The organism is Pelagibius marinus (assembly GCF_014925385.1).
Taxonomy (GTDB): domain Bacteria; phylum Pseudomonadota; class Alphaproteobacteria; order Kiloniellales; family Kiloniellaceae; genus Pelagibius; species Pelagibius marinus.
Genome location: NZ_JACSDK010000019.1, coordinates 139,139 through 166,128 on the forward strand (window position 1 = coordinate 139,139; position 26,990 = coordinate 166,128).

27 protein-coding genes and 1 tRNA gene are annotated in these 26,990 nt (G+C 67.2%); 15 read left to right on the plus strand and 13 right to left on the minus strand.

Annotated features, from left to right (window positions below):
* Nucleotide 1: 1 nt before the first annotated feature.
* From recJ to H7X47_RS23870, 8 genes are all read left to right on the plus strand, one after another.
* Entirely contained in the window at nucleotides 2–1,792 is a 1,791-nt protein-coding gene (gene recJ, locus H7X47_RS23835) for a single-stranded-DNA-specific exonuclease RecJ (protein ID WP_193371268.1), read from the plus strand.
* Between the two features lie 83 nt (nucleotides 1,793–1,875).
* Complete coding sequence (locus tag H7X47_RS23840; RefSeq protein WP_193371269.1) at nucleotides 1,876–2,730, plus strand: DUF1194 domain-containing protein; 855 nt, start codon at nucleotides 1,876–1,878, stop codon at nucleotides 2,728–2,730.
* A gap of 100 nt (nucleotides 2,731–2,830) precedes the next feature.
* Nucleotides 2,831–2,906, plus strand: a tRNA-Glu gene (locus tag H7X47_RS23845).
* 143 nt (nucleotides 2,907–3,049) lie between these two features.
* On the plus strand, nucleotides 3,050–4,828 hold the full coding sequence (locus H7X47_RS23850) for a sensor histidine kinase (RefSeq protein WP_227010755.1): 1,779 nt from the start codon (nucleotides 3,050–3,052) through the stop codon (nucleotides 4,826–4,828).
* On the plus strand, nucleotides 4,825–6,171 hold the full coding sequence (locus H7X47_RS23855) for a sigma-54-dependent transcriptional regulator (protein WP_193371270.1): 1,347 nt from the start codon (nucleotides 4,825–4,827) through the stop codon (nucleotides 6,169–6,171). The genes H7X47_RS23850 and H7X47_RS23855 overlap by 4 nt, the downstream gene beginning before the upstream one ends.
* A 134-nt stretch (nucleotides 6,172–6,305) precedes the next feature.
* Nucleotides 6,306–7,316 carry a C4-dicarboxylate TRAP transporter substrate-binding protein gene (locus H7X47_RS23860; RefSeq protein ID WP_193371271.1) on the plus strand — a complete coding sequence of 337 codons (1,011 nt, stop codon included), beginning with the start codon at nucleotides 6,306–6,308 and terminating at the stop codon, nucleotides 7,314–7,316.
* A 71-nt stretch (nucleotides 7,317–7,387) separates the two neighbouring features.
* Nucleotides 7,388–8,035: a TRAP transporter small permease subunit gene (locus H7X47_RS23865; protein ID WP_193371272.1), complete on the plus strand. Its 648-nt coding sequence runs from the start codon at nucleotides 7,388–7,390 to the stop codon at nucleotides 8,033–8,035.
* Nucleotides 8,035–9,444: a TRAP transporter large permease gene (locus H7X47_RS23870; protein WP_193371273.1), complete on the plus strand. Its 1,410-nt coding sequence runs from the start codon at nucleotides 8,035–8,037 to the stop codon at nucleotides 9,442–9,444. The genes H7X47_RS23865 and H7X47_RS23870 overlap by 1 nt, the downstream gene beginning before the upstream one ends.
* Nucleotides 9,445–9,504: 60 nt before the next feature.
* On the opposite strand, the gene H7X47_RS23875 is transcribed toward H7X47_RS23870, so the two are convergent.
* Together H7X47_RS23875 and H7X47_RS23880 are read right to left on the minus strand one after the other, a co-directional pair.
* On the minus strand, nucleotides 9,505–10,083 hold the full coding sequence (locus H7X47_RS23875; protein WP_193371274.1) for a GNAT family N-acetyltransferase: 579 nt from the start codon (nucleotides 10,081–10,083) through the stop codon (nucleotides 9,505–9,507).
* A 145-nt stretch (nucleotides 10,084–10,228) separates the two neighbouring features.
* Nucleotides 10,229–10,468: an RSP_7527 family protein gene (locus H7X47_RS23880; protein ID WP_193371275.1), complete on the minus strand. Its 240-nt coding sequence runs from the start codon at nucleotides 10,466–10,468 to the stop codon at nucleotides 10,229–10,231.
* A gap of 273 nt (nucleotides 10,469–10,741) precedes the next feature.
* Between H7X47_RS23880 and H7X47_RS23885 the strand changes: the two genes are divergently transcribed.
* Together H7X47_RS23885 and H7X47_RS23890 are read left to right on the plus strand one after the other, a co-directional pair.
* Nucleotides 10,742–11,197 (plus strand): hypothetical protein, encoded by a 456-nt coding sequence (locus tag H7X47_RS23885; RefSeq protein WP_193371276.1) that lies wholly within the window; start codon nucleotides 10,742–10,744, stop codon nucleotides 11,195–11,197.
* 102 nt (nucleotides 11,198–11,299) lie between these two features.
* Nucleotides 11,300–11,671: a hypothetical protein gene (locus H7X47_RS23890; protein ID WP_193371277.1), complete on the plus strand. Its 372-nt coding sequence runs from the start codon at nucleotides 11,300–11,302 to the stop codon at nucleotides 11,669–11,671.
* Nucleotides 11,672–11,846: 175 nt separating this feature from the next.
* On the opposite strand, the gene H7X47_RS23895 is transcribed toward H7X47_RS23890, so the two are convergent.
* A complete protein-coding gene (locus H7X47_RS23895) occupies nucleotides 11,847–12,092 on the minus strand; it encodes a hypothetical protein (RefSeq protein WP_193371278.1) in 246 nt (81 codons plus the stop codon).
* A gap of 670 nt (nucleotides 12,093–12,762) precedes the next feature.
* Between H7X47_RS23895 and H7X47_RS23900 the strand changes: the two genes are divergently transcribed.
* Complete coding sequence (locus H7X47_RS23900) at nucleotides 12,763–14,028, plus strand: tetratricopeptide repeat protein (protein ID WP_193371279.1); 1,266 nt, start codon at nucleotides 12,763–12,765, stop codon at nucleotides 14,026–14,028.
* 86 nt (nucleotides 14,029–14,114) lie between these two features.
* Here H7X47_RS23900 and H7X47_RS23905 read toward each other — a convergent pair whose 3' ends face one another.
* Nucleotides 14,115–15,560, minus strand: a complete 1,446-nt coding sequence (locus H7X47_RS23905; RefSeq protein WP_193371280.1) for a hypothetical protein — start codon at nucleotides 15,558–15,560, stop codon at nucleotides 14,115–14,117.
* A 299-nt stretch (nucleotides 15,561–15,859) separates the two neighbouring features.
* Here H7X47_RS23905 and cobU point away from each other — a divergent pair, with 299 nt between their 5' ends.
* Nucleotides 15,860–16,393, plus strand: a complete 534-nt coding sequence (gene cobU, locus H7X47_RS23910) for a bifunctional adenosylcobinamide kinase/adenosylcobinamide-phosphate guanylyltransferase (protein ID WP_193371281.1) — start codon at nucleotides 15,860–15,862, stop codon at nucleotides 16,391–16,393.
* 4 nt (nucleotides 16,394–16,397) lie between these two features.
* Here the strand turns inward: cobU and cbiB are convergent, their stop codons facing one another.
* The 7 genes from cbiB to ppa form a co-directional block, all read right to left on the minus strand.
* Nucleotides 16,398–17,396, minus strand: a complete 999-nt coding sequence (gene cbiB, locus H7X47_RS23915) for an adenosylcobinamide-phosphate synthase CbiB (protein ID WP_319633674.1) — start codon at nucleotides 17,394–17,396, stop codon at nucleotides 16,398–16,400.
* A gap of 4 nt (nucleotides 17,397–17,400) precedes the next feature.
* Complete coding sequence (locus tag H7X47_RS23920; protein ID WP_193371282.1) at nucleotides 17,401–17,850, minus strand: hypothetical protein; 450 nt, start codon at nucleotides 17,848–17,850, stop codon at nucleotides 17,401–17,403.
* 53 nt (nucleotides 17,851–17,903) lie between these two features.
* On the minus strand, nucleotides 17,904–18,311 hold the full coding sequence (locus H7X47_RS23925; protein ID WP_193371283.1) for a hypothetical protein: 408 nt from the start codon (nucleotides 18,309–18,311) through the stop codon (nucleotides 17,904–17,906).
* A gap of 121 nt (nucleotides 18,312–18,432) precedes the next feature.
* Nucleotides 18,433–18,888 (minus strand): hypothetical protein, encoded by a 456-nt coding sequence (locus tag H7X47_RS23930; protein ID WP_193371284.1) that lies wholly within the window; start codon nucleotides 18,886–18,888, stop codon nucleotides 18,433–18,435.
* Nucleotides 18,885–19,340, minus strand: coding sequence for a hypothetical protein (locus tag H7X47_RS23935; RefSeq protein ID WP_193371285.1), 456 nt, complete (start codon nucleotides 19,338–19,340; stop codon nucleotides 18,885–18,887). Before H7X47_RS23935 ends, H7X47_RS23930 begins: the two co-directional genes overlap by 4 nt.
* Nucleotides 19,341–19,457: 117 nt before the next feature.
* Nucleotides 19,458–20,471: a D-cysteine desulfhydrase family protein gene (locus tag H7X47_RS23940; protein WP_193371286.1), complete on the minus strand. Its 1,014-nt coding sequence runs from the start codon at nucleotides 20,469–20,471 to the stop codon at nucleotides 19,458–19,460.
* A gap of 10 nt (nucleotides 20,472–20,481) precedes the next feature.
* Nucleotides 20,482–21,018 carry an inorganic diphosphatase gene (ppa, locus tag H7X47_RS23945; protein WP_193371287.1) on the minus strand — a complete coding sequence of 179 codons (537 nt, stop codon included), beginning with the start codon at nucleotides 21,016–21,018 and terminating at the stop codon, nucleotides 20,482–20,484.
* A 290-nt stretch (nucleotides 21,019–21,308) separates the two neighbouring features.
* On the opposite strand from ppa, the gene H7X47_RS23950 reads away from it, so the two are divergent.
* From H7X47_RS23950 to H7X47_RS23960, 3 genes are all read left to right on the plus strand, one after another.
* Entirely contained in the window at nucleotides 21,309–23,591 is a 2,283-nt protein-coding gene (locus H7X47_RS23950) for a sensor histidine kinase (protein ID WP_193371288.1), read from the plus strand.
* Nucleotides 23,592–23,711: 120 nt separating this feature from the next.
* Nucleotides 23,712–24,239, plus strand: coding sequence for a PAS domain-containing protein (locus H7X47_RS23955; RefSeq protein WP_193371289.1), 528 nt, complete (start codon nucleotides 23,712–23,714; stop codon nucleotides 24,237–24,239).
* 255 nt (nucleotides 24,240–24,494) lie between these two features.
* Nucleotides 24,495–24,914: a bactofilin family protein gene (locus H7X47_RS23960; RefSeq protein WP_193371290.1), complete on the plus strand. Its 420-nt coding sequence runs from the start codon at nucleotides 24,495–24,497 to the stop codon at nucleotides 24,912–24,914.
* Nucleotides 24,915–24,927: 13 nt separating this feature from the next.
* Here the strand turns inward: H7X47_RS23960 and H7X47_RS23965 are convergent, their stop codons facing one another.
* Together H7X47_RS23965 and fghA are read right to left on the minus strand one after the other, a co-directional pair.
* Nucleotides 24,928–25,902 carry a fatty acid desaturase gene (locus tag H7X47_RS23965; RefSeq protein ID WP_193371291.1) on the minus strand — a complete coding sequence of 325 codons (975 nt, stop codon included), beginning with the start codon at nucleotides 25,900–25,902 and terminating at the stop codon, nucleotides 24,928–24,930.
* 15 nt (nucleotides 25,903–25,917) lie between these two features.
* Nucleotides 25,918–26,763, minus strand: a complete 846-nt coding sequence (gene fghA, locus H7X47_RS23970) for an S-formylglutathione hydrolase (protein ID WP_193371292.1) — start codon at nucleotides 26,761–26,763, stop codon at nucleotides 25,918–25,920.
* Between the last annotated feature and the right edge of the window lie 227 nt (nucleotides 26,764–26,990).

A 26,990-nucleotide genomic window follows, 5' to 3' on the forward strand; every position in this document is an offset into this window, starting at 1 on the left:
GATGACGCCGCGCGGCTGCTTCCTCGGCGTCGAACGATCGCTCACCGGCAAGCGCTGGGAGGAACGTCTCGCCGACAGCCGCCTCGGCCTCGCCCTGTCGCAGCAGCTCGGCCTGCCGGAAGTCGTCGGCCGGGTCCTGGCCGCCCGCGGCGTCCAGCCGGAGGAGGCCGAGCGCTTCCTCAACCCTACCCTGCGGGACTACCTGCCCGACCCCTCGGCCTTCATGGACATGGACCGGGCCGCCGCGCGCCTGCTGCAAGCCGTGGAGGCGGGCGAGAAGGTCGCCGTCTTCGGCGACTACGACGTCGACGGGGCGACCTCCTCGGCGGTGCTGGCGCGCTTCTTCGCCGCGCTGGGCGTCGAGCTGCAGATCTACATTCCCGACCGCCTGGCCGAGGGCTACGGCCCCAATGCGCCGGCGCTGAAGCGTCTGAAGGACCAGGGCGTCACTTTGGTCATCACCGTCGACTGCGGCATCACCGCCTTCGAGGCGCTGGGCGAGGCGGCCGCGGCGGGGCTGGAAATCATCGTCGTCGACCATCACGCCGCCGAGCCGCGCTTGCCGCCCGCCGCCGCCGTGGTCAATCCGAACCGCCTGGACGACACTTCCGGCCAGGGCCAGCTCGCCGCCGTCGGCGTCGCCTTCCTGCTGGTGGTGGCGCTGAACCGCGCCCTGCGAGAGGCCGGCTGGTACGCGCGCAACGACCGGCCCGAGCCGGACCTGCGCCAGTGGCTCGACCTGGTGGCGCTGGGCACCGTCTGCGACGTGGTGCCGCTGACCGGCGTCAACCGCGCGCTGGTGGCCCAGGGCCTGAAGGTCATGGCGGCGCGCGGCAACGTCGGCCTCTCGGCCTTGAGCGACGTTTCGCGCATCGACGAGAAGCCGGGCACCTACCACGCCGGCTTCCTGCTCGGCCCGCGCGTCAACGCCGGCGGGCGCGTCGGCGAGTCGCCGCTGGGCGCGCGCCTTCTGACCTGCGACGACCCGGGCGAGGCGGCCGCCCTGGCCGCGCGTCTCGACGGCTACAACGCCGAGCGCCGGGAGATCGAGCTGCAGGTGCTCGACCAGGCGATCCGACAGGTGGAGGAAGCCGGCCCGGGTGAAGGCCTGGTGGTGGCGGCCTCGGAAGGCTGGCATGCCGGCGTCATCGGCATCGTCGCCAGCCGCCTGAAGGAGCGCTTCAACAAACCGGCCCTGGTGGTCGCCCTGGAGAACGGCATCGGCAAGGGCTCGGCGCGCTCGGTGCCCGGCGTCGACCTGGGCGCGGCGGTCATCGCCGCCCGGCAGGAGGGGCTGCTGGTCAACGGCGGCGGCCATCCCATGGCCGCCGGGCTGACGGTGGCGGCGGAGAACCTCGCCGAGCTGACGGCCTTCCTCGATGCGCGCCTGGCCCGCCGCCTGGCGGAGATCGACTACCAGCCGGCCCTCGGCATCGACGGCGCCCTGAAGCCCAAGGCGGCGACGCTGGAGCTGCTGGCGCAGCTCGACCGCTGCGCGCCCTTCGGCGTCGGCAACACGCAGCCACGCTTCGCCCTGCCGTCGGTCAAGGTCGCCAAGGCCTCGGTGGTGGGCGAGAACCACGTGCGCTGCTTCCTCGGCGACTCGCAAGGCGCCGGCGGCGGCAGCCTGAAGGGCATCGCCTTCCGGGCGCTGGACAGCGACCTCGGCCCGGCGCTGCTGCAGACCGCCGGCCTGCCGCTGCACGTTGCCGGGCGGCTGCAGATCGACCGCTGGGGCGGCCGCGAGAGCGTGCAGTTCATCATCGAGGACGCGGCGCCCGTCTCGGCCTGACCCCAGGGGCTCGCGGAATCACAATCGGGTCAATCTTCCTATTCTGTGAGACAGGACGGCGCCGCTGCGGTTAGGCTAGCAGCATGGCTCTGCGCCGTTCCTCCCTCCGGCTTGCCGCCCGCCAAGGCGCGGGAAAGGCCCGGCGTGCGCCGGCCTTAGGTCTCGTAGCGGTCCTCGGCGCGGTGCTGCTGCCCGCCGGCGGCAACGCCCAGCTGGAGCCATATACCCCGGGGCCCGACAAGCCGGTGTCCCTGGAGCTCGTCTTGGCGGTGGATACCTCCTCCTCGGTTTCCGTCGAGGAGTTCGACCTGCAGATGCGCGGTTTCGCCAACGCCTTCCGCGACCCCACCGTGATCGCGGCCATCGGCGCCACCGGCGTCAACGGCATCGCCGTCTCCATGATCCAGTGGTCCGACAACCGCCGCCAGCAGGTCGCGGTCGACTGGGCGCTGCTGAGTGATCCGGTCAGCATAGAGGGCTTTGCCCAGGCGATTGACGACACCCCGCGCTTCCTCGACGGTGGCGGCACCGCCATCGGCGGCGCCATCGCCTTCGCCCTTTCCCAGATGGAGCGTAACGGCTACGTGGGCACGCGGCGGGTCGTGGACATCTCCGGCGACGGCCGCGCCAACCAGGGCGCTCAGCCGGAGACCCTGCGCGACGCGGCGGTGTTGCAGGGGGTGACCATCAACGGCCTGGCCATCCTCAACGAGGACACCTCGGTGGACGGCTACTACCGCAATTCGGTGATCGGCGGGCCAGGGGCCTTCGTGATGACCGCCAATGACTACGAATCCTTCGCCCAGGCCATCATCGAGAAGCTGGTGAAGGAGATCGGCGGGGTGCCGGTGGTCGAGGCGCCCGGGGCGCCGGCAGCGGCCGGGGAGGGGCCCATGACCGCCCAGGTCCGCACCCTGCGGCGAATTTCCTACGATTGAGCGCCCGGGCAGCCCCTGCGGGCCCTGATTTTTTGCCGGCGGGGCCCTCGCGGAGGCTTGCATTCCCAGGGCGGAACGGCTAAATCCTCAGCGCTCTCGGGACCCCATCGTCTAGAGGCCTAGGACACCGGCCTTTCACGCCGGCAACACGGGTTCGAATCCCGTTGGGGTCGCCACTTCTCCCGAAATTTCAGCATGTTATCTATAGGCGGCGCACTGTCGCGGGCGCGGTCCGGCCGATCGCCCGGTTTCCGGCGTCATCCATGGCGCCCCGCCGCTGCCGGTGTGTCGGCGTTCGACAAGCGGATTGCCTGTGGCTATGAATGATCTCATGGGAGCACGGATCGGCGGACAGCGGCGCGGCACTGCGCGCCGATATTGGGGCGCGGTGGCTTTGGCAGGGCTGCTGGTCGCTGCGCTGCCGCTGTTCCTGGTTTCCCGCTCCTATTTCGAAACCCTGGAACTACAGCGGGCGCAGAGCCGGGTTTCGCTCTACCGCAGCACTCTGGTCAACGCCCTGGAGCGCTACCAGCACCTGCCCTTCGTTCTGGCCCACGACCCCTTCGTGATCGCGGCGGCGGAGGGGCGCGGGCGGGAGGCGCTCAACCGGCGCCTCGCCGCCTTTGCCGCGGAAGCGCGCCTGGATGCCATCTACCTGATGGACACGACGGGCCTGACCGTGGCGGCATCGAACCACGACCAGCCACTGACATTCCTGGGCCAGAACTACAGCTTCCGGCCCTATTTTCGCGCTGCGCTTGCCGGCGGCCGCGGCCAGTTCTTCGGAATCGGCGCGACGACCTCGCGCCCCGGCTTCTTCATCGCCGAGCCCGTCCGCGGGGCCGGCGACGCGGTGATCGGTGTCGTCGCCCTGAAGCTGGATCTGAGCGACCTGGAGACGGCCTGGGCCGAGGGCGGGGAGGCGGTCTTCGTCTCCAACGGGGACGGGATCGTGCTGTTGTCCTACGACCCCTCCATCCGCTACCGGACGCTGGAGCCGGTGACCGAAAGCCGGCGCGCCGAGATTCAGGCCCGCCGGCAGTTCGGGCGGGAACCGTTGGCGCCGCTGGACTGGACCGCGGCGGCCCGGGACCACGCAGAGCTGGATGGACGGTCCTACCTGCATGTGACGGCCCGGATTCCCATGCCGGAGTGGACGCTGCATTATCTCTCGGACGCCCGGCCGGTGCAGGTCCGGGCCTGGCTGGCGGTAATCGCTGCGGCGATCGTGGCCATGCTGTTGCTGGCCATCGGTCTCTATTTGCGGGCCCGGCGGATCCGGCTCGCTTTGGCTGAATCCCAGGCGGCGCGGCGTAAGCTGCAGGCGGCGAACACGGAGCTCGCTCGCGAGATTGACGAGCGCCGGGAAGCCGAACGCCGGCTGCAGGATGCGCGCTCCGAGCTCGACCGGGCCAGCAGGCTGGCGGCCCTTGGACAGCTCGCAGCGTCGGTCACCCACGAACTGGGACAGCCGATCTCGGCCATGAAGACCTATCTCACCGCCGCCGAACTGGACGTGGCGGATGCGGATACCGGTGAAACCCTCCGCCGCCTCTCGGCGATCGTCGCGCGCATGGAAAGGCTGACCCAGCAGCTGCGCTTCTTCGCCCGCCCGGGCGGTGAGGGGCTGTCGCCGGTGGATCTGAGCGAAGTATGGAAGGAGGCGCAGGCGCTGATCGGGCCCGACGCAAATGCCGTCGGGGTCTCGATCCGCGAAGCGATCCCGGAGCATCCGGTCGTGGTGCGCGGTGACCGGCTGAGGTTGGAGCAGGTCATGGTCAATCTCTGTCGCAACGCCATTCTGGCAATGTCCGGCGCGCCTCGGCGCGAACTCACCGTTGCCATCGAGGCGGCGGACGGCAAGGCGATTCTGGCGGTGCGGGACACGGGAACGGGGCTCAAGGGCGAAACGGTGGAGCGTCTGCAGGAGCCCTTCGTGACGTCTCGGGCCAGCGGCGAGGGCATGGGGCTCGGCCTCGCGATTTCCGCCGAGATCGTGAAGGAGCATGCCGGCCGCCTGGCGGCCCGGGACCTGGAAGGGGCCGGCGCGGAGTTCACCGTCACCCTTCCGCTGGACACGACGGCGCGGGCCGCATGAGGGAGAAGGAGACCCCCGGTTACCGCATTCTGGTCGTCGACGACGACCGGGAGATGCGGGACTCCCTGAACCACCTGCTGGGCAAGGCCGGATGGCTGGTTGAGACGCTGGCCAGCGGCGTAGAGGCGGAGGCGCGGATCGCAGCCCTGCAGCCTGACGTGGTTCTCTCCGATGTGCGGATGCCCGGCATGTCCGGGTTGGATCTGCTGCGCAGGCTCGTCGGCGCAGGCGGACCGCCGGTAGTGCTGATTTCGGCCCACGGCGATATTCCGATGGCGGTGGAGGCGATGAGCGACGGGGCTTACACCTTCCTGGAAAAGCCTTTCGATCCGCGCCGCCTGCTGACGGCCCTGCGGCACGCCGCGGAACATTATCGCCTGCGTCAGGACACCGCCCGGCTGCGCGCCCGCCTGGCCCGGCTCAGCGACCTGGACCGGATCCTGCTCGGCGACACCAAGGCGATGCAGGATTTGCGAGTCGATGTGTTGGACCTGGGCGAGACCGACGCGACGGTGATGCTGCTGGGGGAGACCGGGACCGGCAAGGAGCTGGTGGCCCGCGCCCTGCACGATCTCAGCCCGCGGGCGCCGTCGCCCTTTATCGCGGTCAACTGCGCGGCGATCCCTGACGGCCATTTCGAAGACACCATGTTCGGCAACGCCGAGGGGCTGCAGGGGACGCTTGCGGCGGCGGACGGCGGCACACTGTTCCTGGACGAGATAGGTGCCTTCCCGCCGGCCGCGCAGGCAAAACTTCTGCGGGCCATTGAGACGCGGGAGTTCCTGCCGGTCGGCGCGACGCAGCCCGTGTCTTCCGATTTCCGCCTCGTCTCGGCCTCCAACGAGCAGTTGGATGCGGCGGTCGCCGAGGGCAAGTTCCGCGAGGACCTGCTGTACCGGCTGAACACCGTCGTGCTATCGCTGCCGCCGCTGCGGGAGCGGCGCGAAGACATCCCGCTGCTGTTCCAGCATTTCGCCGCTCAGAACGCGGCCTCCTTCGAGATCGACCCGCCGGATATGACGGCAGAGGACCTGGCCGCACTGCTGTCCCATGACTGGCCGGGAAATGTCCGCGAACTGCGCCATGTCGCCGAACGGCGGGTGCTGGCCGCCCGTCGCGGCCGCGGCTCGGTGGCGGACGCGATCTCTCTCGACAACGACAGCGCCGACGTTCCGGAAACCCTGCGCGAGGCGGTGGCTGTTTTCGAGCGGCAGCTCATTGCCAAGGCAATCCAGACCCACAAGGGCCGCATGGACGCCGTCGCCGAGGCACTGGGCATCGGCCGGCGGACGCTGAACGAAAAGATCGTCAAGCTCGGCCTGAAAAAAGCCGATCTTATCTAGCCTTAACGGCGCCCTGCGGATTTCCGCAGGGCTCTGCGCGCCGGCAGGCGAAAAACTTCATGGGTCGGGCGCAAGCGCCTCCCTTAACGTTTCGGCCAATAAAGATATCAACAAGCCGAAACCGGGAGGAAAACATGAAATCGAAGCTGTTCGGTGCCGCCGTGTCGGCGCTGCTCGCCACGTCTTTCGTCAGCGACGCGCTGGCGACGGAGTGGAACGTATCCCTGTGGGGCAAGCGCCGCGCTTTCACGGAACATGTCGAGAAGCTGGCTGAGCTGGTCAAGGAGAAGACCAAGGGCGAGTTCACCCTCAACATCTCCTACGGCGGTCTCGCCAAGAACCGCGAGAACCTGGACGGTATTTCTATCGGCGCCTTCGAGATGGCGCAGTTCTGCGCCGGCTATCACGCCGACAAGAATCCTTCGATCACGGTCCTGGAACTGCCTTTCCTCGGGATCGACTCCCTGGAAAAGGAGATTGCGGCATCGATGGCGGTCTACAGGCATCCGGCGGTGCAGGCCGACCTGGCGCGCTGGAACGCGACGCTGCTGATGCCTTCGCCGCTGCCGCAGTACAACCTGGCCGGTGTCGGCGATGCGCCGAGGACTCTTGAAGATTTCGAAGGGTTGAGCGTGCGCGCGACCGGCGGTATCGGCCGCGCGATGGAGACCGTCGGCGCGGTCCCGACCTCCATGTCCGCCACCGAAGTCCGCCAGGCGATGGACAGCGGCGTGGTCAAGGCCGTGGCCTTCGCCCCGCACGCCCATATGGCTTTCGGCACGGTGGAGAACGCGGCGTGGTGGACGACCAACCTGAACCCCGGCACCGTGAACTGCCCGGTCGTGGTCAACACCGACGCATTGAATGCCCTGTCGGAGTCCGAACGTGAAGCGCTGCTGGGCTCGGTCGACGAGGCGCTGGACTACTACGTCAACTTCTACAACGAAAAGACCATGAAGCGCTGGGGGCCGCTGCTGGACGAGAAGGGTGTCGAGCGGGTCACCTATGACGCGGCCTCGCTCGTCAGCTTCCGGGAGAGGGTGGCAGGTCCCGCCGCCGGGGAGTGGATCCAGGAGATGTCCGCCCGCGGCCTGCCGGCCAAGGAGCTCTACGAGCTGGTCAAGGTGATCGCCGACGGCGATTGATCGGACCCAAAGGTGTGCCGGCCTCGTGATCGACGGGGCCGGCCACGCCGTTTTCGATCTTCGGGGGAACCATGGCGGGCCACGCATCCATCCTGAGCGACAACAGCTTGCTGAGCCGGGCTGACCGCGCGCTGTTCCGGGGCGAGACCTTTCTCGCGCTGCTCGGCGGGCTGGCGGTCTTCTCGTTGATGATCCTGGCCGTGGTCAGCGTCGGTGGACGGAACTTCTTCAATCAGCCGCTGCCCGGCTACGTCGACTGGATCGAGCAGATCATGCCGCTGATCGCTTTCATCGGGGTCTCCTACTGCCAGCGGCTGGACGGCCATATCCGTATGGACATCCTGGTCAGCCGGCTGAAGGGCCGCCCGCTCTGGGCGGCGGAGCTCGTTTCGACGCTGCTCATGCTCCTCATCATGGTGCTGATGGTCTGGGGCAGCTGGTCCCATTTCGACCGCTCCTTCGATTTCAATGCGCCGCTGTGGAGCCGGGATTCCAGCCTCGACATCCGGCTGCCGATCTGGCCGGCCAAGCTCCTGGCGCCGATGGCCTTCTCTGTCCTCTGCCTGCGACTGGCCTTGCATGCCTGGGGCTATGCCCGCGCTTTCCTGCGCAACGACCGCGAGCCCGTGGCCGTCCCGCTGATCGAGGACGCCGCCGCCATCGCGGCAAAGGAGGCGGCCAGCGTCTCCGGCATGGATGAGCAAAGCGGAGCCGCCTGATGGACAACATCGATATCGGCCTTGCGGTTTCGGCGGGCATGCTGGTTCTGGTGTTGATTGGCGTGCGGGTCGCTTTCGCCGCGGCCATTGCGGGTCTCGCCGGTCTGGTATGGATCTTCTGGGCGAAGAAGGGCCTTGCCGGCGACCAGTTCTTCTGGGCACTGACCGTGGCGGTGAAGACGGCGGGGCAGGTGCCTCATTCCAAGGTCGCCTCCCAGGCGCTGTCGCTGATCCCGACGTTCATCCTGATCGGCTATCTCGCCTACTACGCGGGCCTGACCAAAGCCTTGTTCGAAGCGGCCAAGCGTTGGGTCGGCTGGCTGCCTGGCGGCCTCGGCGTCTCCACCGTCTTTGCCACGGCCGGCTTCGCCGCGGTCTCCGGCGCTTCGGTCGCGACCTCCGCGGTTTTTGCCAGAATTGCCATCCCGGAGATGCTGGATGTCGGCTACGACAAGAAGTTTGCCGCGGGTGTGGTCGCCTGTGCCGGCACGCTCGCTTCGCTGATCCCGCCCTCCGCGATCCTGGTCATCTACGCGATCATCGTGGAGCAGGACGTTGGGGCGCTGCTGCTCGCGGGCTTCCTTCCGGGGGCATTCTCCGCACTGATCTACGGCGCGCTGGTGATCGGGCTGGCGCTGACCTTCAAGAACTTCGGACCGCCGGTGACGGGCTTCACCTGGGGACAGCGCTTCGCCTCCCTGCCGGCTGCCTTCCCGATCTTCTTCGTCGTCGCGATCATCATCCTCTTCATCTACAACCCTTTCGGCGGCGACGCCTGGGGCACGCCGACCGAGGGCGGGGCCTTGGGCGCTTTCGTCGTCTTCCTGATGGCGCTGGGGAAGGGGATGCGCTGGCCCCAGCTGAAGGACGCGCTGCTGGAGACAGCGAAGCTGTCGGTGATGATCTTCACCATCATCTGGGGCGTTTTGATCTATGTGCGCTTCCTGGGCTTCGCGGACCTTCCGGGGGCCTTCTCCGAGTGGATCACGTCGCTGGACCAGAGCCCGATGCTGACGCTGATCCTGATCCTCTGCGCCTACGCGGTGCTCGGCATGTTCATGGATGCGATCGGCATGCTGCTTCTCACCCTGCCGGTGGTCTTTCCGGCGGTGATTGCGCTCAACGGCGGTGAGTCGGTGGCTGCCGCGGACAGCGCCTTCGGGATGAGCGCAGTCGGCTGTGCCATCTGGTTCGGGATCATCGTGGTGAAGATGGCGGAGCTCTGCCTGATCACCCCGCCCATCGGCCTCAACTGCTTCGTCGTGGCCGGTGTGCGCCCGGACATCTCAGTCCACGAAGTCTTCAAGGGATCGTCGCCCTTCTTCATCGCCGATGCGATCACGATTGCCGGGCTGATCGCTTTTCCCGGCATTGTGCTGTACCTGCCAGAGTTGCTGCTGGGCGGATAGCGGTCGGGCAGGCGGCCCAGCGTCTGACATCGGGGTAGTTCCGAGGGGGCCTGCGTCCGCTCAGGACGCCGTCTTGCGCGCGGACCAGCTTGTCATGCGGTCGAAGGCGGTTTCCCACAGGGCGATGCCGTCGCCGAAGATCTCGGCGAAGACGGAGAGGGGATCGGGCTGCGGGCTGGCGATGTGGATCTCCACGTCGCCGTCCTCGAAACGCACCTGCTCGGCGTATTTGCGGGCGACGTGCTGCATGCGCGCGTTCTCCGGCAGGCAGAGCAGGTAGATGTCCTGGAAGCCGCGGTTGCGCGCGATCAGCAGGGCCTCTTCCAGCAGGCGGGTGCCGACGCCGTGGTTCTGGTGGGCCGGCTCCACGGTGACCGATATCTCGCCGGTCTTGCGGCCGCCCCTTTGGTCACTCGGGGCGCCGGTGTCGCGCAGTTCGACCACACCGCGCAGCACCTCGCCCTCGAAGGCGCCGACGATCCAGGTCTCGGACCAGTCGATGGCGTCGACGTAGGCGAGGATGACTTCCGGGGTGACGAAGTGGCCGAAGCGCAGGCGGCGGTCTTCCTCATCCAGGCGCAGCAGGTGCTCTTTCAGGGCACTGCTTTCCTGCCCCAGCAACTTGCGGAATACGAGCATGGCTTGGCTCCGGCGGCGCGGTCGCGCGGTGTTGAGTCACGGGGGGGCCGGCCGCCGCTCCCCGTCACTCAAGTGGGGCGGCGGGCCGGGGCAGGGTGGCTCTGTCTGTCGCTACGACTGCGTTCTCAGCAAAATCCGGTCGCGCTCAGGCGCGGGAGAGGTGCTCCTCGCGAACCGGGGTCTGCGCGTGGCGCGGGGGGAACAGCGTGGTGAGGCGGCGGAAGGCGCTGCTGAGCAAAGCCGCGATGGCCTCCGCCTGCATGCGCTTGCCCTTGGCGATGTGACGCTCGATCTCCTCGGCGGTGATCACCTTGTCCGAAGAGAGGTAGATGCCGGTCTTGCCGGCGTTCGGCCCCTTGCTGAGGTCCTGGCTTTGGTGCTGCATGTTGAAACTTCCTTCCTGTGGTGTTTCATGCTGAGCACCTCCCTAAACTGTGCACCATTATTGCGGCGCACGGTTAAGAATTAGTGAGATTCAAATGGCTTGCAAGGAAAATGCTGCAACGCAACAAGGCTCTGCACGAAACGCATAGCTGGCGGCCGGAACTTGTTCGCAGACCCATGGAAAGCCACTCGCAGGCCCATAAAGGTCAGGTTTATTGTCTCATTTCCAGGTGATTTGACGGTCCGGTAAGTCTTTCGCTCTACCTTGCCGGTCATGACCGGTTTTTCGATTCGTCCGCTTCGCCTTGGCCTTCTGCTGGCCCTGCTGACGGTCAGCCTGACGGGCGCGGCCGCGGCGGACCCGGCGCATCTGCCGGTGGGCCGCGAGCGCCTGCAGGTCAGGGGCCTGCAGCCGGCGCCCGAAGGAACCCCGCGGCCGGTCAATCCGCTGCCGAACACCTTTCTGATCTTTGAGAGCGATGAGCCGCTGGCCAGCTTCGATTTCGACCGTGGCCTCAGCAAGTCCTGCCGGGCCGGGCGCTTCCGCCAGCAGCGCCACCGCCTCTACAGCGTGCGCCTGGGCGGCTACCTCCACGCCGCCGTCATCGGCGGGCGTTGGGGACTCTATGACCCGGATGGCCAGGCGGTGCCTGACCTGGTCTACGCCCTGCGCTGGCAGGACAGCGGGCGCTGCGAGGTCTATGTCCTGCGCCATCTCGAGCAGGGCTGAGCCGGCCAGGGCGCCGGCTGCTTAACTCATTCCTAAGCAAGGATTCTTTATCATCGGGGCCAGTGTTCGCCCCACCTGTCGGGGCGTCGGCAGGAACGGCAGATGGCACTTCTCGACAACAGTTTCAACGCCCGGGCGGCGGGTCTTATCGGCCGCTGGGAGCAGCGCTGGGAGCACCCGCGCCTGCTGGCGCTTGCCTTCGTGCTGGCCCTTGGCAGTTCCGTCAACGCCATGGTCAGCGGCGGGTTGCTGGAGGATCCCTGGAAGAAAGTCGCCCTCTTCGGCGAGGGAACGGAAGTCGCCGGCGCCTTTGGCGCGGGCAACGTCGACCAGGCCAAGGCCTGCGGGCGCATCCATCAAATTGTCGAGACCGCCTGTGGCCTGAAGCAGTACGACCACGACAGCGACGGCATCCGGCAGTGCATCGCCTATGAGCGCAGGTACACCATGTGGAGCGCCTACGGCTGCCGCTAGGCACGGGCCATCCCGTCAGCCGGCAAATGGTTCGCTATAGAAGAAAGGGCCGCCCTGGAGGCGGCCCTATCTGCTTCAAGCGTCTTTGGGCAGGCAAGCTGGGGCAGGGGAGGCTGGGCTTGGGGTTGCGCGCCGCCCCCGCGCCGCGGCGCAGGTCCCTTCTTGGGCCGGCGCCCTAGTGCAGCACCGGGATCTCGCCACCCGGGGCGCGGTAGTTCAGGCCGTGGCTCGTCGCCATGAACGCGCGCTCCTGCTGCTGGATGTGCAGCGCGTGCAGCTCTCGGCCGAGGCTCTGGATCAGCACGGACTTCCAGGATAGAAGTCGCGCCCCCTGGGTCGCCAGCGACCTCATTTTCGGAGCCTGTGATGTCACCACCACTTGTGACCAGCGCCCCGCCAGTATCGTTGTTGTTGTTGGCATCTTATCTAAGTCTCCCATCGCATTCCGGGAGGGAAACTCCCGACTTCGCATGCCCTCAAGAGTAAGTAACGAACCTTACTCGAAAGTTAAGATAGGCCTCCGGGTACAGCAAACCCCACCACGAACACAGGGTTGTCACAGGCCGCCGCAAGTTAACGGAGATATTCGCAGGAATTTTATTTAAAGAACTGCGGAGCTCTTCCAATACTTGCTTGGCCGGCAGTATTCGGAGGGGAAAAGCCGCAGCGGCCGGGGGGGCTCCGGCGCGGCGGAAATGGCGGATCTACGACGTCGCGGCCCGGGCGTTCAGGAGACGCCGGGCACCTCGATCAGGGCACTGAGTCCCCAGAGGGCGAAGTAGATGAAGAGAATTAGGCGCACGAGCATCTTGCCGTACCTTGAGTTGACTACTTGTCACTAAGGCTAGGATCGCACAGGCCTGATTAAGAATGAGTTTTCGCACAGAGTTTTGATTTCCGGCCCCGGCATTGACCGGTAAGGTTGAGTAAGACATCTATCAAATGTTTTGAATGCCTTAGCCTTCCTTTAAGCACCGATCCTTATGCTCTGGACTGATGGGAAGAGAGCACCGGCGCGCCAGCCGCGTACAGCATATCCCGCTGCCGACGCCATGGCGCTCTCGCTCCCAACACGATGCGGAGTATCAGGAATGACGACACGATCAATCGGCCGCCGCCTGTTGCGCTTTGCAGCAGTTGTGGCGATGGCGGGCTTCACGGTCAGCTGCGCCAGTTCCCAGGAAGGCATGACGACGGCCTCTGCGCCGGCGGGCTTCGGCAGTGATCCGGCCAGCCGGGCCGAACGGTTGCTCAGCTACTGCGATCGTCTTGCCGACAAGGGTGAACTGGTCACGGCGCTCGGTCTTTGTGGCCGCGCGCACGAGATCAACCCGGAAGATCCGGAGACGCTGATGAAGATCGCGTCGATCCTTCATGATCTCGATCGCAAACAGGCTGCCGCCCAGACCTACGAAGTCCTTCTGGAAATGCACCCGACTCACCACGAGGCGCGCTACAGCCTGGGTAAGCTGTACATGGAAACGGGGGAAACCTCCCTGGCGGCGGCGCATCTCAATCATGCCGTCAAGCAGCAGCCGGAAGACCCGCGGCCTTACAACGCCCTGGGGATCATCCGCGATCAGGCCGGCGAGCATGAGGCCGCGCAGGCCCTGTACCGCCAGGCGCTGAAGTTCGACCCGGAAAACCATTCACTGCGTAACAACCTCGGCCTTTCGCTGGCTCTCAACGGCCAGCGAGAGGAAGCCATCGAGGTGCTGGCGGCGCTGGCGGTGGGACCTGAAGTCGACCGCACGGTGCTGCGCAACCTGGAGGCCGCCTACACGGTGCGCCCGGTGCCTGGGACCGCAGAGGAGATGCCGGCTGATGTCATGACCCCGGCCTCGGCGGCGCCGGACATGCCGTCGCCCATGCCGGCGGTCCAGCCGGTGAAGACCAAGGTTCTGGATCCGCCGGCCGGACGCATGGGAGCGTCCGAGCCGCTGCGCCGGCCGCTGCGGCCGGCTCCGGCGGCCCCGGCGCCCATGCATTCGGATGAGGAGGGGGCGCCGACGCCGCTCTACATTCCGCAGCCCAGCACCGCCGGCGAGCCGCAGCAGACCGGCGCCCGCCGGCCGGCACCGGCTGAGCCGGCGGCGAAGCAGCCGTCGGATGTGATCCTTGCCGCGGCTCAGGAACTCATGATGCCGCCCGCCTGGGCCGACTTCGAGCCGGGGGCGCTGGTGGGCGGCGATCCGCCACCGGACCGGCAGCCGGGCGAGGAACTGCCGCCGCAGAACGGCGAGCAGGCCGAGCCCAGCGAGATCACGGTCGATCCCATGGAGCTTGGCTCGAAGTTCAAGCGCGGCGGCAGCTCTCTCTCCGAACTGGTAAAGACCAGCATCTTCGCCGACGGCTGAACACCCCGGCGCCAAGTCAGACACTGAAAGGCCCCGCTCTTACGAGCGGGGCCTTTTTCTTTTTATGTCGCCTGGACCCTGCTGTTTCAGCGGGTGCAGGTGATCTCCTCGAAGCCGTCGCAGAGGAACTTGTCGCAGATCGTGCCGTTGCCGATGAACACCGTCGGGTAGAGCGCGCCGATGTTCTCCTCGCGCGTCCAACGGCTGGCGCGGTCGAAGCCCTGGGCCTCGCACCACTGGTTCGCCGCGGGCTCTCCGCAGCCCTGCTCGTCGGCCAGGCAGAAATTCAGCCGATAGACCTGATGGACCGGGAAGCGGAAGGTCTCTTCCTGCGGGCCCGTGGGGCGCGAGGGTACCTGTTGCGCGGGCACCGTGGGTATGACCAACGGCTCCGGTGTCGGCTGCAGGGCTTGCTGCGGCGGGGCGCTGGGCGGGGCCGGTTGCAGGCCGCCGCCAGAGGGCGCCGGGCTGGGCTGCGGCTGCAGGCTGCCCGAAGGCGCCGGGGCGGCTTGCGGTACGTCGGCCTGTGGGGCCTGTGGGGCCTGTGGGGCCGCGGGAACCGGCGCCGGGACGGCCTGGGGCACGCTCTGGGGCGCCGCCGGAGCCGGCGTCTGGGCGGTCTGGGCCGGCGCGGCCGCCTGCTCCAGATAGCGGTCGAGCGGGCCGCGCTGATAGCGGATCATCGCCGACTTCGCCTTGCGGTCGAACTCGAAGTCGGACAGCCGGTAGGCGGCCGGGCGGCCGTCCTTCTGGCTGGTCAGGGTGATGGAGGCGCCGCTGCAGCCCGGGCCCTCGAAAACGGTCAGGACGAAGCGGTGGTCAACGCCCTGGTAGCGCGGGCTGAAGGCCTCGGGGTAAAGGGCGATCGCATCGGTGATGCGGGTAAAGCGCGGCGCGTCGGCACCGGCACCGTGGGCGCGGGAGGGCGTGGAGAAATCGATGCAGGCCTCGCGCTGCGGCGGATTGGGGATGGGGATGAAGAGGCGGTTGAAGTAGCTCTGGTCCGCGGTCCGCTCGCAGGCGCGGTTGTAGTAGCTGCGCCGTTCCATCAGCAGGAAGCCCGGCGGCGGACCCAATTCGCGCCGATAGGCGATGACCGAGGAGTAGTCACTGTCCGGGGTCTCCGCGGCCTCGTAAGCCTGGTCGCCGGCCCCCGAAAGGCTGGCGGGCGGTTCGAAGTCCGCGGTTAGCCCCAGCCACCAGGCGTCGCGGTTCTCGGCGGTGCCGATGTTGGGCCCGCAGGCGTCGTCGCGGCTGGCGAAATAGGGGCGCTGGAACAGGATGGCGCCGACCTGCGGGTCGGCGCGCAGTGAGGCGATCTTCTCGTTCAGTTCATCGCCGATGAAGGGAATGGCCGCGTAGGGCTGCTCGGGCGACAGGGTCAGGGTCTTGGAGGTGCCGCTGAAGTCCGGCCCGGTAAAGAAGGTCACCCCGGCCGTCGTCGGGGCGCTGCTCGCCGCTGCCGCCGTCGCATCGCTGTCCTGCGCCCCTGCGGCGGCAGGCAGCAGTGCTGCGGCCGTTGCCGCGGCCACGAGGAGTCGCCGGCTGTCACGCCGTGGCGCCGCCGGGGTTCCGCCGGTCGCCCTGGAACCGAAAAATCGCCTTACGCGAAAACGCATCATCTAACGTCCCCTGTTCGGCGAGCGCCGCCGGCGCCCACCCCTAGACCTCTTGTTCTACCCGTGGCCCGCCGCAAACGGCGGGCTTACCCCCCATAGACCTACTGCCTTAAGCCGATTCTTGGCCAGCAGATATGGACAGTTGCGGCGGGCGTCCGCACACTGCCGCAGCCGCCGCCACTCTCGCCAATTCCAGCCCTAGCTGCAAGACCATGACCGCTTCTTCTCTGCCGCCTGTCACCCTGGTTCTCGGCGGCGCCCGCTCGGGCAAGTCGAGCTACGCCGAAGAACTCGCCGAAAGCCGGGCCGGGGCCTGCGTTTACCTGGCCACCGCCACCGCCGGGGACGACGAGATGGCCGAGCGCATCGCCCGGCACCAGGACCGGCGCGGCGCGCGCTGGCGCACCGTGGAGGCGCCGCTGGACCTGTCCGGGGCCCTGGCGGCCAGCGCATCTCCCGACTGCGTGGTTCTGGTTGATTGTCTTACGTTGTGGCTTTCCAATATTTTACTAAAAGAACTTAATGTGGAAAATGAATGTGGAAAGCTGGTCGCCGCGCTGCCGGATCTGAACGGCCCGGTGATCTTCGTCTCCAACGAGGTCGGCCTCGGCATCGTGCCGGACAATGCCCTGGCGCGCCGCTTCCGGGACGAGGCGGGGCGCCTGAACCAGGTCGTGGCGGCCGCAGCGCAGTCGGTGGTCTTCGTCGCAGCGGGGCTGCCGCTGGCGCTGAAACCGGCGCCCTGATGTCTCAGGCGAGCAGCAGCGCGGCCATGACCGCCGCGAAGAGCAGGCCGCCGGCGGCCAGGTAGAGGTCCAGGACGCGGCCCAGGTCCTCCGCCGTCACCTCGCGGCGCCCGTCGCCCATCCAGTGGTCCTCGACCAGTTGGCCGCCGTACCGGCGCGGGCCGGCCAGCGCCAGGCCCAGGGCGCCGGCCAGGGCGGCCTCCTGCCAGCCGGCGTTGGGGGAGCGGTGGCGGGGGGCATCGCGCCGCATGGCCCGCCAGGCCCCGCCGGCGCTGGCGCCGGGCAGCAGCAGGGCGGCCAGCACGATCAGCAGCCCGGCGAGGCGGGCTGGCAGGAAGTTGACGGCGTCGTCCAGCCGCGCCGCGGCCTTGCCGAAGGCTTCGTAGCGGGCGTTCCTGTGGCCGATCATGCTGTCCAGGGTATTCACCGCCTTGTAGGCCAGCAGGCCGGGCAGGCCCAGCAGCAGGAACCAGAATACCGGGGCGACGAAGCCGTCGGAGAAGTTCTCGGCGGCGGACTCGGCGGCGGCGCGGCCGACCCCGGCGGCGTCCAGGCTCGCCGGGTCGCGCCCGACGATATGGGCGACGGCGGCGCGGCCCGCCTCCAGGCTCTCGGCCAGGCCCCGCGCGACTTGGCGCACGGCGTCATAGAGACCGCGGAAGGCCAGCAGGCTGCTGGCCAGCACGCCTTCGACGACCCAACCATAGGGCAGCCCGGCCAGCAGGTGGTGAAGCAGCGCGCCGAGACCGCCCGCAAACCCGACGACGAGGCCGCTGCAGAGCATCCCCAGCAGCAGGCGCCGCCCGCGTGGCAGGCTCTGGCGATTGAGCGCCCGGTCCAGCACCGCGACCAGCCGGCCGAGCAGCACCACGGGATGCGGCAGCAGGCGGTAGAGCCACCGGGGGTCGCCCAGCAGCAGGTCCACGGCCATAGCCAGCAGGAGGATGGCGAGGGCCGTGGTGGCAGGCAGCCACGGGTCGCCGGTCAGAAGCGTCCAGATCACATCGTCAGTTTCGTAGACCCGCTGATCCTGTCAACGACGGCGTGGCCGCAGCCTGCTGCGCGCCGAGACGCTCGTTCGCGACCAGCAAAGCGCGCAGGAAGCGGCCAAAGGTGCGGAAGTCGCGTTGCTGGCGCGCAAGATACATGGCCCGGATGTCCGCTTCGCTGAAGTCACCGGCGACGGCGGCCTCGACAAGGGCCCGGCAGAACGTTTTTCCCGCCTTTTCTGGAGGGGCATCGAGCATCGCAGCGATGACCGGGAGAAACTCCTTAAGCACGTTGCCGGCCTTCGCTTGCCGAATGCAGGCTTTGGCACCTGTCTCGCGATAGGCAGGGGTTTCTTGCACGCTCAGCATCAGATCATAGAGATTTGTCGGGCGGCTGACGTCGCCACTGCGGGGGATCTCGCGTTTGCCTTGAGGTCCGGCGCAGGCAGCGAGCGACAGCAGGAGCAAAGCTGCGGGGATCCAACGACGGGAGCGGCGGGTTCTCTGACTGCGGTTCCCGCTCATGCCCCTGCCTCGTGCTTGAAATAGAGGGCGCGGAGCAGTTGCCCCGAGAGAACGGCCTTGCTCCTGGCGTTCTTGCCCTCGATGAGTTGCCGCAGGTCGTCCGCTGAGAATTCCCCCGTATCGAGAAGCCGGATGACGGCGCCGCAGCCGGTCTCGAATGCCGCTTCCCGTGGAACGCCGAGAAAGCCTGCGATAACATCCCGCAATTTTTCCGTTTTTGATTCTGCGGCGAAGTTCCCGACGCACTGCGTGACGGCATCGCCGGTTTCGATCGATCCGCTGTCTACCGCGGCAATAAGGGCAAGCATCTTGTCGTCAAACGTCGCTTCCGCGATCTGCTCGGCAGAGGCGGCTGCGGTGATGCTGCAACTCCAGAGCGCCAAGGCGACGGCGGTAGATCTCAAATTCCTCTGGCCCACTGTTCTCCCCCGTGGTGTCAATCTATCCCGCAGCGATATTGCCCATCAGGGATTGCGCGGGCGCGGACTATCAAAAGCCCCCGATGCGTATACCTGGAGCGCGTCGTCAGCTTGCGGACGCAACCGGCAGGCTCCTTGTTCCCTCGTTGTCCGCTGCCTGGCTCTTGAGCCGCTCGTGGGCGGCGATCAGGTCGCGCAGCAAGCCGCCCATCGGGCCTCTGCCTCGAATAGCCGTGGGTTTCCGAAAGACGTCCTGCTCGGCCTGGGTGAAGTCCCCGGAGATTGTGGCCTCGACCAGGGCCGCACAGAAGGCCTGGCCGCCCGACTCCTCGGGGACGTCGAAAAATCCTGCGAAGAACGTCTGGAAGGGAAAGCTGCTCGGCCGCTTGTTGATGGCGAGCTCACAGTCGGTGATATTCGCCTGTCGGTGTTCGGGGTGCTGACGTGCGTAGTTCAGCACTTCCGGCAGGCTTCGCCCGCCGCTGCCTGGTGCGCCCGCGCAGGCGGTCAGCATCAGGGTGATGGATAGGGCGGCTGCGCATTTCGAGACGCTCAAGTTCATTGCGCGGTACCTCCCTTGAGGGACGCGGTGGGTGACGGCTCGTGCGCGAAGTAGACCGCGCGCAAAAGCTTGCCGACCTCGAAGAAGGCCGCATCTTCGCTGCCTTGATTGCCGGCGACCTGAAGCAAGCCGTCCAGCGTCAAGCGGCCGTCCACGATGGCAATCACCAGCGCGTCGCAAAAGGCCGGGAGGGCGCTGTCGGCCGGGACGTCCAGAAAGGTGGCCATGACGTCGCGAAGGTTATCGCCTTCGGGATTGGTGTTCAGCGAACCGCTGCACCGCTCGCTGGCGGTAGCGGGCTTCAAGGCGCCGCTCTGCAGGCCGTCGAAGACTTCGCGCACTTCGGCCTCCGAGAAGAGCTGGTCCGCGCTGGCCGGCGCAGCCTGAACGCCTGCGGCGGTGATCGTCAGCGCTGCCAGGATGTTGCGGAGGTGCCGTGATTGTCGATCCAATTGCTCATTCCCTTGCCTGTGCCGGCTTCATTCCGGTCGCCCAGAGATCGCGTATTACGCGAAATTCAAGCTAACAGGAAACGTCGCAAAGTGGAACATCTTGAGCGACTTCGGCGCTTAGCCTTCCAGAGCCTCGCGGTAGGGGAAGAGGGCGGGCATGCCGCCGGTGTGCAGAAACACCACGGTGTCGTCCGCCGAGAACGCCCCGGCGTCGATCAGGCCGATGAGGCCGGCCATGGCCTTGCCGCTGTAGACCGGGTCGAGCAGCAGGCCCTCCAGGCGGGCACAGCGCCGCACCGCCTCGGCCATGGCTTCGGTGGGCAGGCCGTAGGCCTCTCCGGCGTAGCCCTGCTGCAGGGTCACCTTTTCTTCCGGAAAGGCGCCGGGCAGGGCAAGCCGCTCCCAGACCTCGCCGGCCAGGCGGCGGACGTCGCCCGCCACCGCTTCGGGGTGGGCGTCGACATCGATGCCGATGACGCGGACCGCCGGATCGATGGCGGCGAAGCCGGCGGTGAGGCCGGCCTGGGTGCCGCCGCTGGAGGAGGCCTGCACCACCGCCGCGATCTTTTCCCCCTGCGCCGCCGCCTGGGCCGACAGCTCCGCCGCGGCGGCGGCATAGCCCAGGGCGCCGGTGGCGTTGGAGCCGCCGGTCGGGATCAGGTAGGGCGTCCTGCCGTCGCGGCGCAGGGACTCGGCCAGGGCTTCCATGGCCGCCACCCGGTCGGTGTCGCCGTCGTGCAGATGCACCTTGGCCCCGAACAGCCGGTCGAGCTGGATGTTGCCGCCCAGCTCGTAGTCCAGCCCGCCCCAGGGCACCACGCGGGTCAGCACCAGCTCGCAGGCCAGGCCCAGCTTGGCCGCCGCCGCCGCCGTCTGGCGCACGTGGTTGGACTGCACGCCGCCGGTGGAAATCACCGTGTCGGCGCCCCGCGCCAGCGCCTCGGCCATGAGGAACTCCAGCTTGCGCGTCTTGTTGCCGCCCAGGCCGAGGCCGGTGCAGTCGTCGCGCTTCACCAGCAGCCGCGGCCCGCCCAGTGCCGCGCCGAGGCGCGCCAGGGGCTCCAGCGGCGTCGGCAGGTGGGCGAGAGCGTGGCGCGGGATGTTCTCAAGAGCGCCGAGGGGTGCGGGCATGGGTGCCGTCCTAGCCGACTTTGTCCGTTTCGGCCTTGATCGCCTGTTCAATCATGCGGCAGGCCTCGTCGGCTTCGCCCCAACGCTTGATCTTCACCCACTTCTCGGCTTCCAGGTCCTTGTAGTGGGCGAAGAAGTGCGCGATCTGGTCGAGCAGGATCTTCGGCAGGCCACGGTAGGAGGACACGTTGGTGTAGAAAGGGTGCAACTCGTCGACCGGCACCGAGAGCACCTTTTCGTCCTCGCCGGCCTCGTCCTCCATGATCAGGACGCCGATCGGACGCACCCGCACCACCGCACCGGCGATGACCGGCACCGAGCTGACGATCAGCACGTCCACCGGGTCGCCGTCGTCGGCGAGGGTATGGGGGATGAAGCCGTAGTTGAGCGGGTACTGCATCGAGGTGTGCAGGAAGCGGTCGACAAAGATCGCGCCCGATTCCTTGTCCATCTCGTATTTCACCGGGTGTGCGCCCAGAGGCACTTCAACGATAGCGTTCAAATCCCACGGGGGATTCTTGCCAACCGGGATTTTGCTGATATCCAACGGTTTCTCCTCAGTTTCCGGGGGCTTTGCCCCAAATTTCCCACCGTTCCATCGGGCTTGTCTTTACGAATTGTTAACGTCGCGAGCCTATTAATAAACCGTTAGCGCGAACTCAAGCGCTGACGAACAAAACAAAATAAATAACTGATTTACATAGAAAATTGTCGCGTCCCTTGGCCGCTCCTGAACGGCGATGCAGACGGTTCCCTGTCTTGAGGCGGCAGGAAGGGATGAAGAACCATTAACTGTGGCTCTATGGCCTTTTTGCGGGTCTTTGGCAAGAAGGCAGCGTGGTGGACGCTCCCGTCGGCAGGGTGCCGCGGGTGAGCTACCGGGCCCAGCATGATGCGATACGGAACGGTATGAACGTGAAGGACACATCAAAGCGCAGACTGCTGTCGCGTTGGCCGGCCGCGTTCATCGCGGCGGTGCTGATCGGCACCACGGCGCTCGTCCTCTATGTCGAAGCCAGCATTTCGAAGCTCAAACAGGTCCTGCCCGTCGAGGTGCTGCGCCAGGAGCGCGACGTCGTCTTCATGATCGACGACCTGGCCGCCTTGCAGCAGGCCATCCGCGAGGCCCGCGCACTTCCGGGCATCGAGGGGCGCCAGGACATCATCGACCGTGTCGAACTGGTCGAGAGCCGCGTCAGCGAACTGACCGAGGCCTATTCCTTCAGCAACCAGATCGGCATCGCCTCGATGCACGCCACCCTGCGCCCGGTCGCCGCCGATCTGAAGCTGTGGCTAAGCGACGGCGTGCAGGGCCTGTCGCCGGATTCCGAGGTGGTGCTGGATCTGGCCGCCGAGCGCGTCGCCGCCGCACGCCAGGAGATCGTCAAGCAGTTCGGCGAGGCTAACGCCAACGCTCTCGCCATGCTGCAGGAGGAGGCGACGGACCTGGAGCGCTTCCGCGGCGCGTTGATCCTGGTGGTCATCGTCGTGGCTTCCCTGACCATCGTGCTGGTCGCCTTCATCTTCCGCGAGCGCCGCTCCGAACTGGCCGCCGCGGCCGCCCAGCAGCGCCTGCGGGAGTCCATCGAATCCCTGGCCGGCGGTTTCGCGCTCTTCGACGCCAGCGAGAAGCTGGTGCTGTGCAACCGGCGCTACGGCGATCTCTATGCGGGTGTACGCGACATGCTGGTGCCGGGCATGAGCTTCGAGGAGCTGATCACCGCGGCCGCTCGCTCCGGCAACTTCCCCGAGGCCAACGAGAACGCGGAGGTGTGGGTGCACAAGCAGCTGCAGCACTTCCGCAATCCCGGGCGCCCCTTCGAGATCGAGCTGCGCGACGGCACCTGGTTCCGCGTTGCCGAGCGGCGCACCGCCAACGGCGGCTTCGTGGTCATCTCCACCAACATCACCGAGCTGCGGCGGCGCGAGTCCGAGCTGCGCAGCATCGGCGAGGAACTGCGCCACAAGAACGTGCTGCTGGACGCCGCCCTGGACAACATGGCCCAGGGCCTGGCCATGTTCGACGTGAACCAGCGCATGATCATCTGCAACCAGCGCTTCCTCGATCTCTATAACCTGCCGGCCAGCATGTCCCAGCCGGGGACCGAGCTGGCGGAGATCCTCAGCTGCACCGCCGATATGGAAGAGTTGGGACCGGAGCAGGCGAAGGCGTTGCGTCAACGCCGCCTTGCCACCGCTGCCAGCCCGGAGGAAACCACCATGCAGGATTTCCTCTCCAGTGGGCGGGTCATCAACGTCGTGCACCGGCCCATGCCCGGCGGTGGTTCGCTGGCGACCTACGACGACGTCACCGGCAGCTACAGCGCCGAGCGTCAGCTGCGCCTTGCCAAGGAAGAGGCCGAACTGGCGAGCCGCGCCAAGTCCGACTTCCTGGCCAACGTCAGTCACGAACTGCGCACGCCGCTGAACGCCATCATCGGCTTCTCGGAGATCATCAAGGACCAGCTTTTCGGGCCGATGGGCAACCAGCGTTACCGAGAGTACGCCATCGACATCCACGACAGCGGCACGCACCTGCTGAGCCTCATCAACGACATTCTCGACCTCTCGAAGATCGAGGCCGGCAAGTTCGAGTTGCACGAAGAGGCCATCGACCTGGAGCGCGCCACCAAGTCCTGCTTCCGCATCATGCGCGACCGCGCTGAAGAAGCCGGCGTGGTGCTGGAGCACCGCTTCCCCGCGCAGGTGCCGAACCTCAAGGCAGATCCGCGCGCGGTGAAGCAGATCCTGCTGAACCTGCTGTCCAACGCGGTGAAGTTCACCGATCCGGGCGGCCGGGTTCTGGTCTACTCCTCCATCAACCAGGAAGGCGGCCTGGTGCTGCACGTGGAGGACACGGGCATCGGTATCGCCGAGGCCGACATCGCCAAGGCCATGGCGCCCTTCGGTCAGGTGGATTCATCCCTCAGCCGCAAGTACGAAGGTACCGGCCTCGGCCTGCCGTTGACCCGTCATCTGGTCGATCTCCACGAGGGCGACCTGACGCTCAGCAGCAACATGGGGCAGGGCACGCACGTGTCCATCTGCTTTCCCAGCCACCGCTTGCTCGCCGCGCCGCTGCCCTTCGAGCCGCGCCGCATCGCCGGGAAATCCGCCTGAGCCACTATACCTGAGATTGAACGATCCTTGCCGCGTTGCCGCTTCCCGCACGAATCGCTCGCAATGGCTACCATATATGGTATGGTAGTGTGAGTTTGGGGGCACATCAGGGGGCTGGCCGTGCATCAGGCTTTCGATCCGGGGATCTTGCCGGACAACAAGCTGCGGCGCCTATACGACTACTGGCGATCTCGCTGCGGCGGCGGGACCTATCCCTCGCGCCGCGACATCGACCCCATCGACATTCCTGACCTTCTGCCCAACATCTTCCTTCTGGACGTCGTTGGTGACGCCCAGGATTTTGTCTTCCGGCTGGCCGGAACGCTGGTCGAGGACGCCTTCAGCATGCCGCTGCGCGGCAAGTCCATTACCGAGATCCAGAAGGCGGCCGGAACGCCGATCCCTGTGGAGCACCACGTCGAGGTCGCCCGCGGCGGCGGGCCGCGCTACCGCGAGGGCGAGATGCTGGTCGCCGGGCGCGACCACTGGAAGACCCACCGCCTGCTGCTGCCTCTGGCCAGCGACGGCTGCTCCGTCGACGTGCTGATGGGCGGGGCGATCTTCCTGCTGGGGGGGCGGATGGACGAGATGCCGGCGGACCCCTGGAGCTACAGCCGGCCGGCCGGCGACCCGCCTTTGGGTTTCTAGCGAAAAAGGCCCGGAAAACCTTGCCAGGAACCCGCGCGACGGCCGCGGGAACGCCTCAATTTTGCCTCACAGTCGTGGTCACCTTGTCAGCTAGCTTCGCTTGTGTTTGCCTGAAGACGCATAAGCACGAGAAGCGCGGCTCAACCGCGAAATAGGGAGAACTTGGCGGCCATGAATATGACGAAACCATCGCGCCGTTTGCCTGCGGGCCCGGATACGGCGGCGGGTGTGCGCCCGGGACCGGGCGTTTTAGGCTTGGCGAGAGGCGCGGAGACGGCCAAGGAGGCGCCGGAAAGGGAGCCTGGCACCGAAGGCACCCTCATTGTCGGTGAGGGCATTCAGGTTAAGGGCGAGATCCAGTCCTGCGACAAGCTGATCGTCGAAGGCAAGGTCGAGGCCTCGCTCGAAGCGGCGGAACTGACGGTACGCGAGGGCGGCGTCTACCACGGCAAGGCGGTGGTGAAGTCGGCCAGCATCGACGGCCGCTTCGACGGCGACCTGACGGTCGACGGGCTGCTGACCATCCAGGCAGGTGGCAGGGTGAGCGGCGCCCTGCGTTACCGCGACCTGAAGATCGAGAGGGGCGGACGCCTGAGCGGCGATATCGACCTGCTGGACGACGCGGTGGCCCCGGCGCCGCAGGAAGAGCGGCTCGAAGAGGCCGCGGCGCGCTGAACCGGCGGCGGTCTCAAGCCGGCGTCAGGCGGCGCCAGATCTCACGCTGCACCGGGATGTAGCCGGCGGCCCGCACGGCCATGTGCGGGGCCAGCAGACGGTCGGCGGCGGGCAGGGCGTGGAACGGCAGGCCCGGATAGGCATGATGGGCCGTGTGCAGGTTCATGTGCCAGCTGAGCGCCGCCAGCGGCGCGGCGGTCAGCGTGCTGCGGCTGTTGGCCAGCAGGTCGCGCAGTGGCGGACAGCCCGTGTGCTCCGCCAGCAGGTAGAGCCGCAGGGCCGGCTGGCCCAGCAGCGCTGGAATCACCCAGAGCAAGAGCAGTACATCGCTGCCGGCCAGCAGGCCGGCACCGGCGATGAGGCCATAGCCGGCCAGGTGCAGGCGCGCCTCCCGCACGATGGCCGGGCGCAGCCGCGCGGTGATGTAGGGCTCGAGCGTGCGGCCCAGAGCATGGCGCCAGGTGGTGGCCAGCCGCTCGGCCCAGTAGGGCAGGCCGGAGACGTGCAGCAGATAGGCGCTGCGGGTCGCCAGCGGCGGCCCTGCGAGTTCCGGGTCGCGCGTCGGGTCCTGGGTGAAGCGGTGGTGCTGCAGGTGGAAGGCGCGGAAGTAGCCCGCCGGCAGCAGCAGCAGGAAGCCGCAGAGGGTGGCGACTCCATCGTTCAGGCGGCGGCTGCGGAAGGCCGTCCGATGGATCGTCTCGTGCAGCGGGGCGAAGAGAAAAATCAGCACGACGCCCTGCGCCAGAAGGGCGGGAGCTATCCAGAAACCGCCGCTGCTCCACAGCACCAACGCGCTGGTCAGCGCCAGCAGGGACAGGTGGCCGGTGAGGTGGCGCAGTCCCTTGGCGTCGCTGGGCGTGGACAGCGCCTTCAGGGTCTGCGTGTCGAGAGCGGCGCGCTGCCCAAGCTGGGAGACTGGGGCCGGGGAGACTGGGGCCGGGGGGACTGGGGCCGGGGGGATTGGGACCGGAGAGACGTCGTCATCCATGGCCGCGCCCTCGTTTCATCCGCAGAGAATCTTGGCGTGGTGGCGCAGGTGGTCCTCCATGAAGCTCTGGATGAAATAGTAGCTGTGGTCGTAGTCCGGCTGCATGCGCAGCTCGAAGTGCTGGCCGGCATCCTCGCAGGCTTCCACCAGCAGGTCCGGCAGCAGCTGTTCGCTGAGGAAGGGGTCCTCGACCCCCTGGTCGATGAACAGCAGGGCGTCGGAAGGCTGCCTGCGGATCAGCGCGCAGGCGTCGTAGTCCTGCCAGGCCGTCTCGTCCTTGCCGAGGTAGCCGGTGAGGGCCTTCTGCCCCCAGGGACACTGGCTGGGCGCGACGATGGGCGCGAAGGCCGAGACCGACTTGTAGGTGCCGGGGTTCTTCAGATGAATGGTCAACGCGCCGTGGCCGCCCATGGAATGGCCCATGATGCCCTGGTGCCCCATGTCGGCCGGGAAGTGCTCGGCGATCAAGGCAGGCAATTCCTTGGTGATGTAGGAGTACATGCGGTAGCGGCCCGACCAGGGTTTGACGGTGGCATCGAGGTAGAAGCCGGCGCCGGTGCCGAAGTCGTAGTCGTCGTCTTCGCCCGGGTAGCCCGCCCCGCGCGGTGAGGTGTCCGGGGCCAGCACCATGACTCCCAGCTCCGCCGCGACGCGTTGCGCCCCGGCCTTTTCGGTGAAGTTCGCCTCGGTGCAGGTCAGCCCCGAAAGATAGGTGACCAGCGGCACCTTGTTGCCGCCCTTGGCCTGGGGCGGCTGGAAGACAGCGAAGTTCATGGTACCGCCGCAGGCTTCCGACTCGTGGCTGTAGAAACCCTGCGTCCCCTCGAAGCAGCGTTGCTGACTGTTGACTATAAGATCCATAACCGCCCCTAGCCTCGTGATCTCGCTGGATGTTGGGCGGCGGCGGTTCCCATCGTCAGCCGCCGCCCGACTCGGGCCATAATAGCGCTTTTGGGCTCCAGTCCGAATAGGCCGCTTGTCTAGCCGATCGGCCTAGTAGACGACGACGGAGCGGATGGACTTGCCCTCGTGCATGAGGTCGAAGCCCTTGTTGATCTCGTCGAGGGGCATGGTGTGGGTGATCAGGT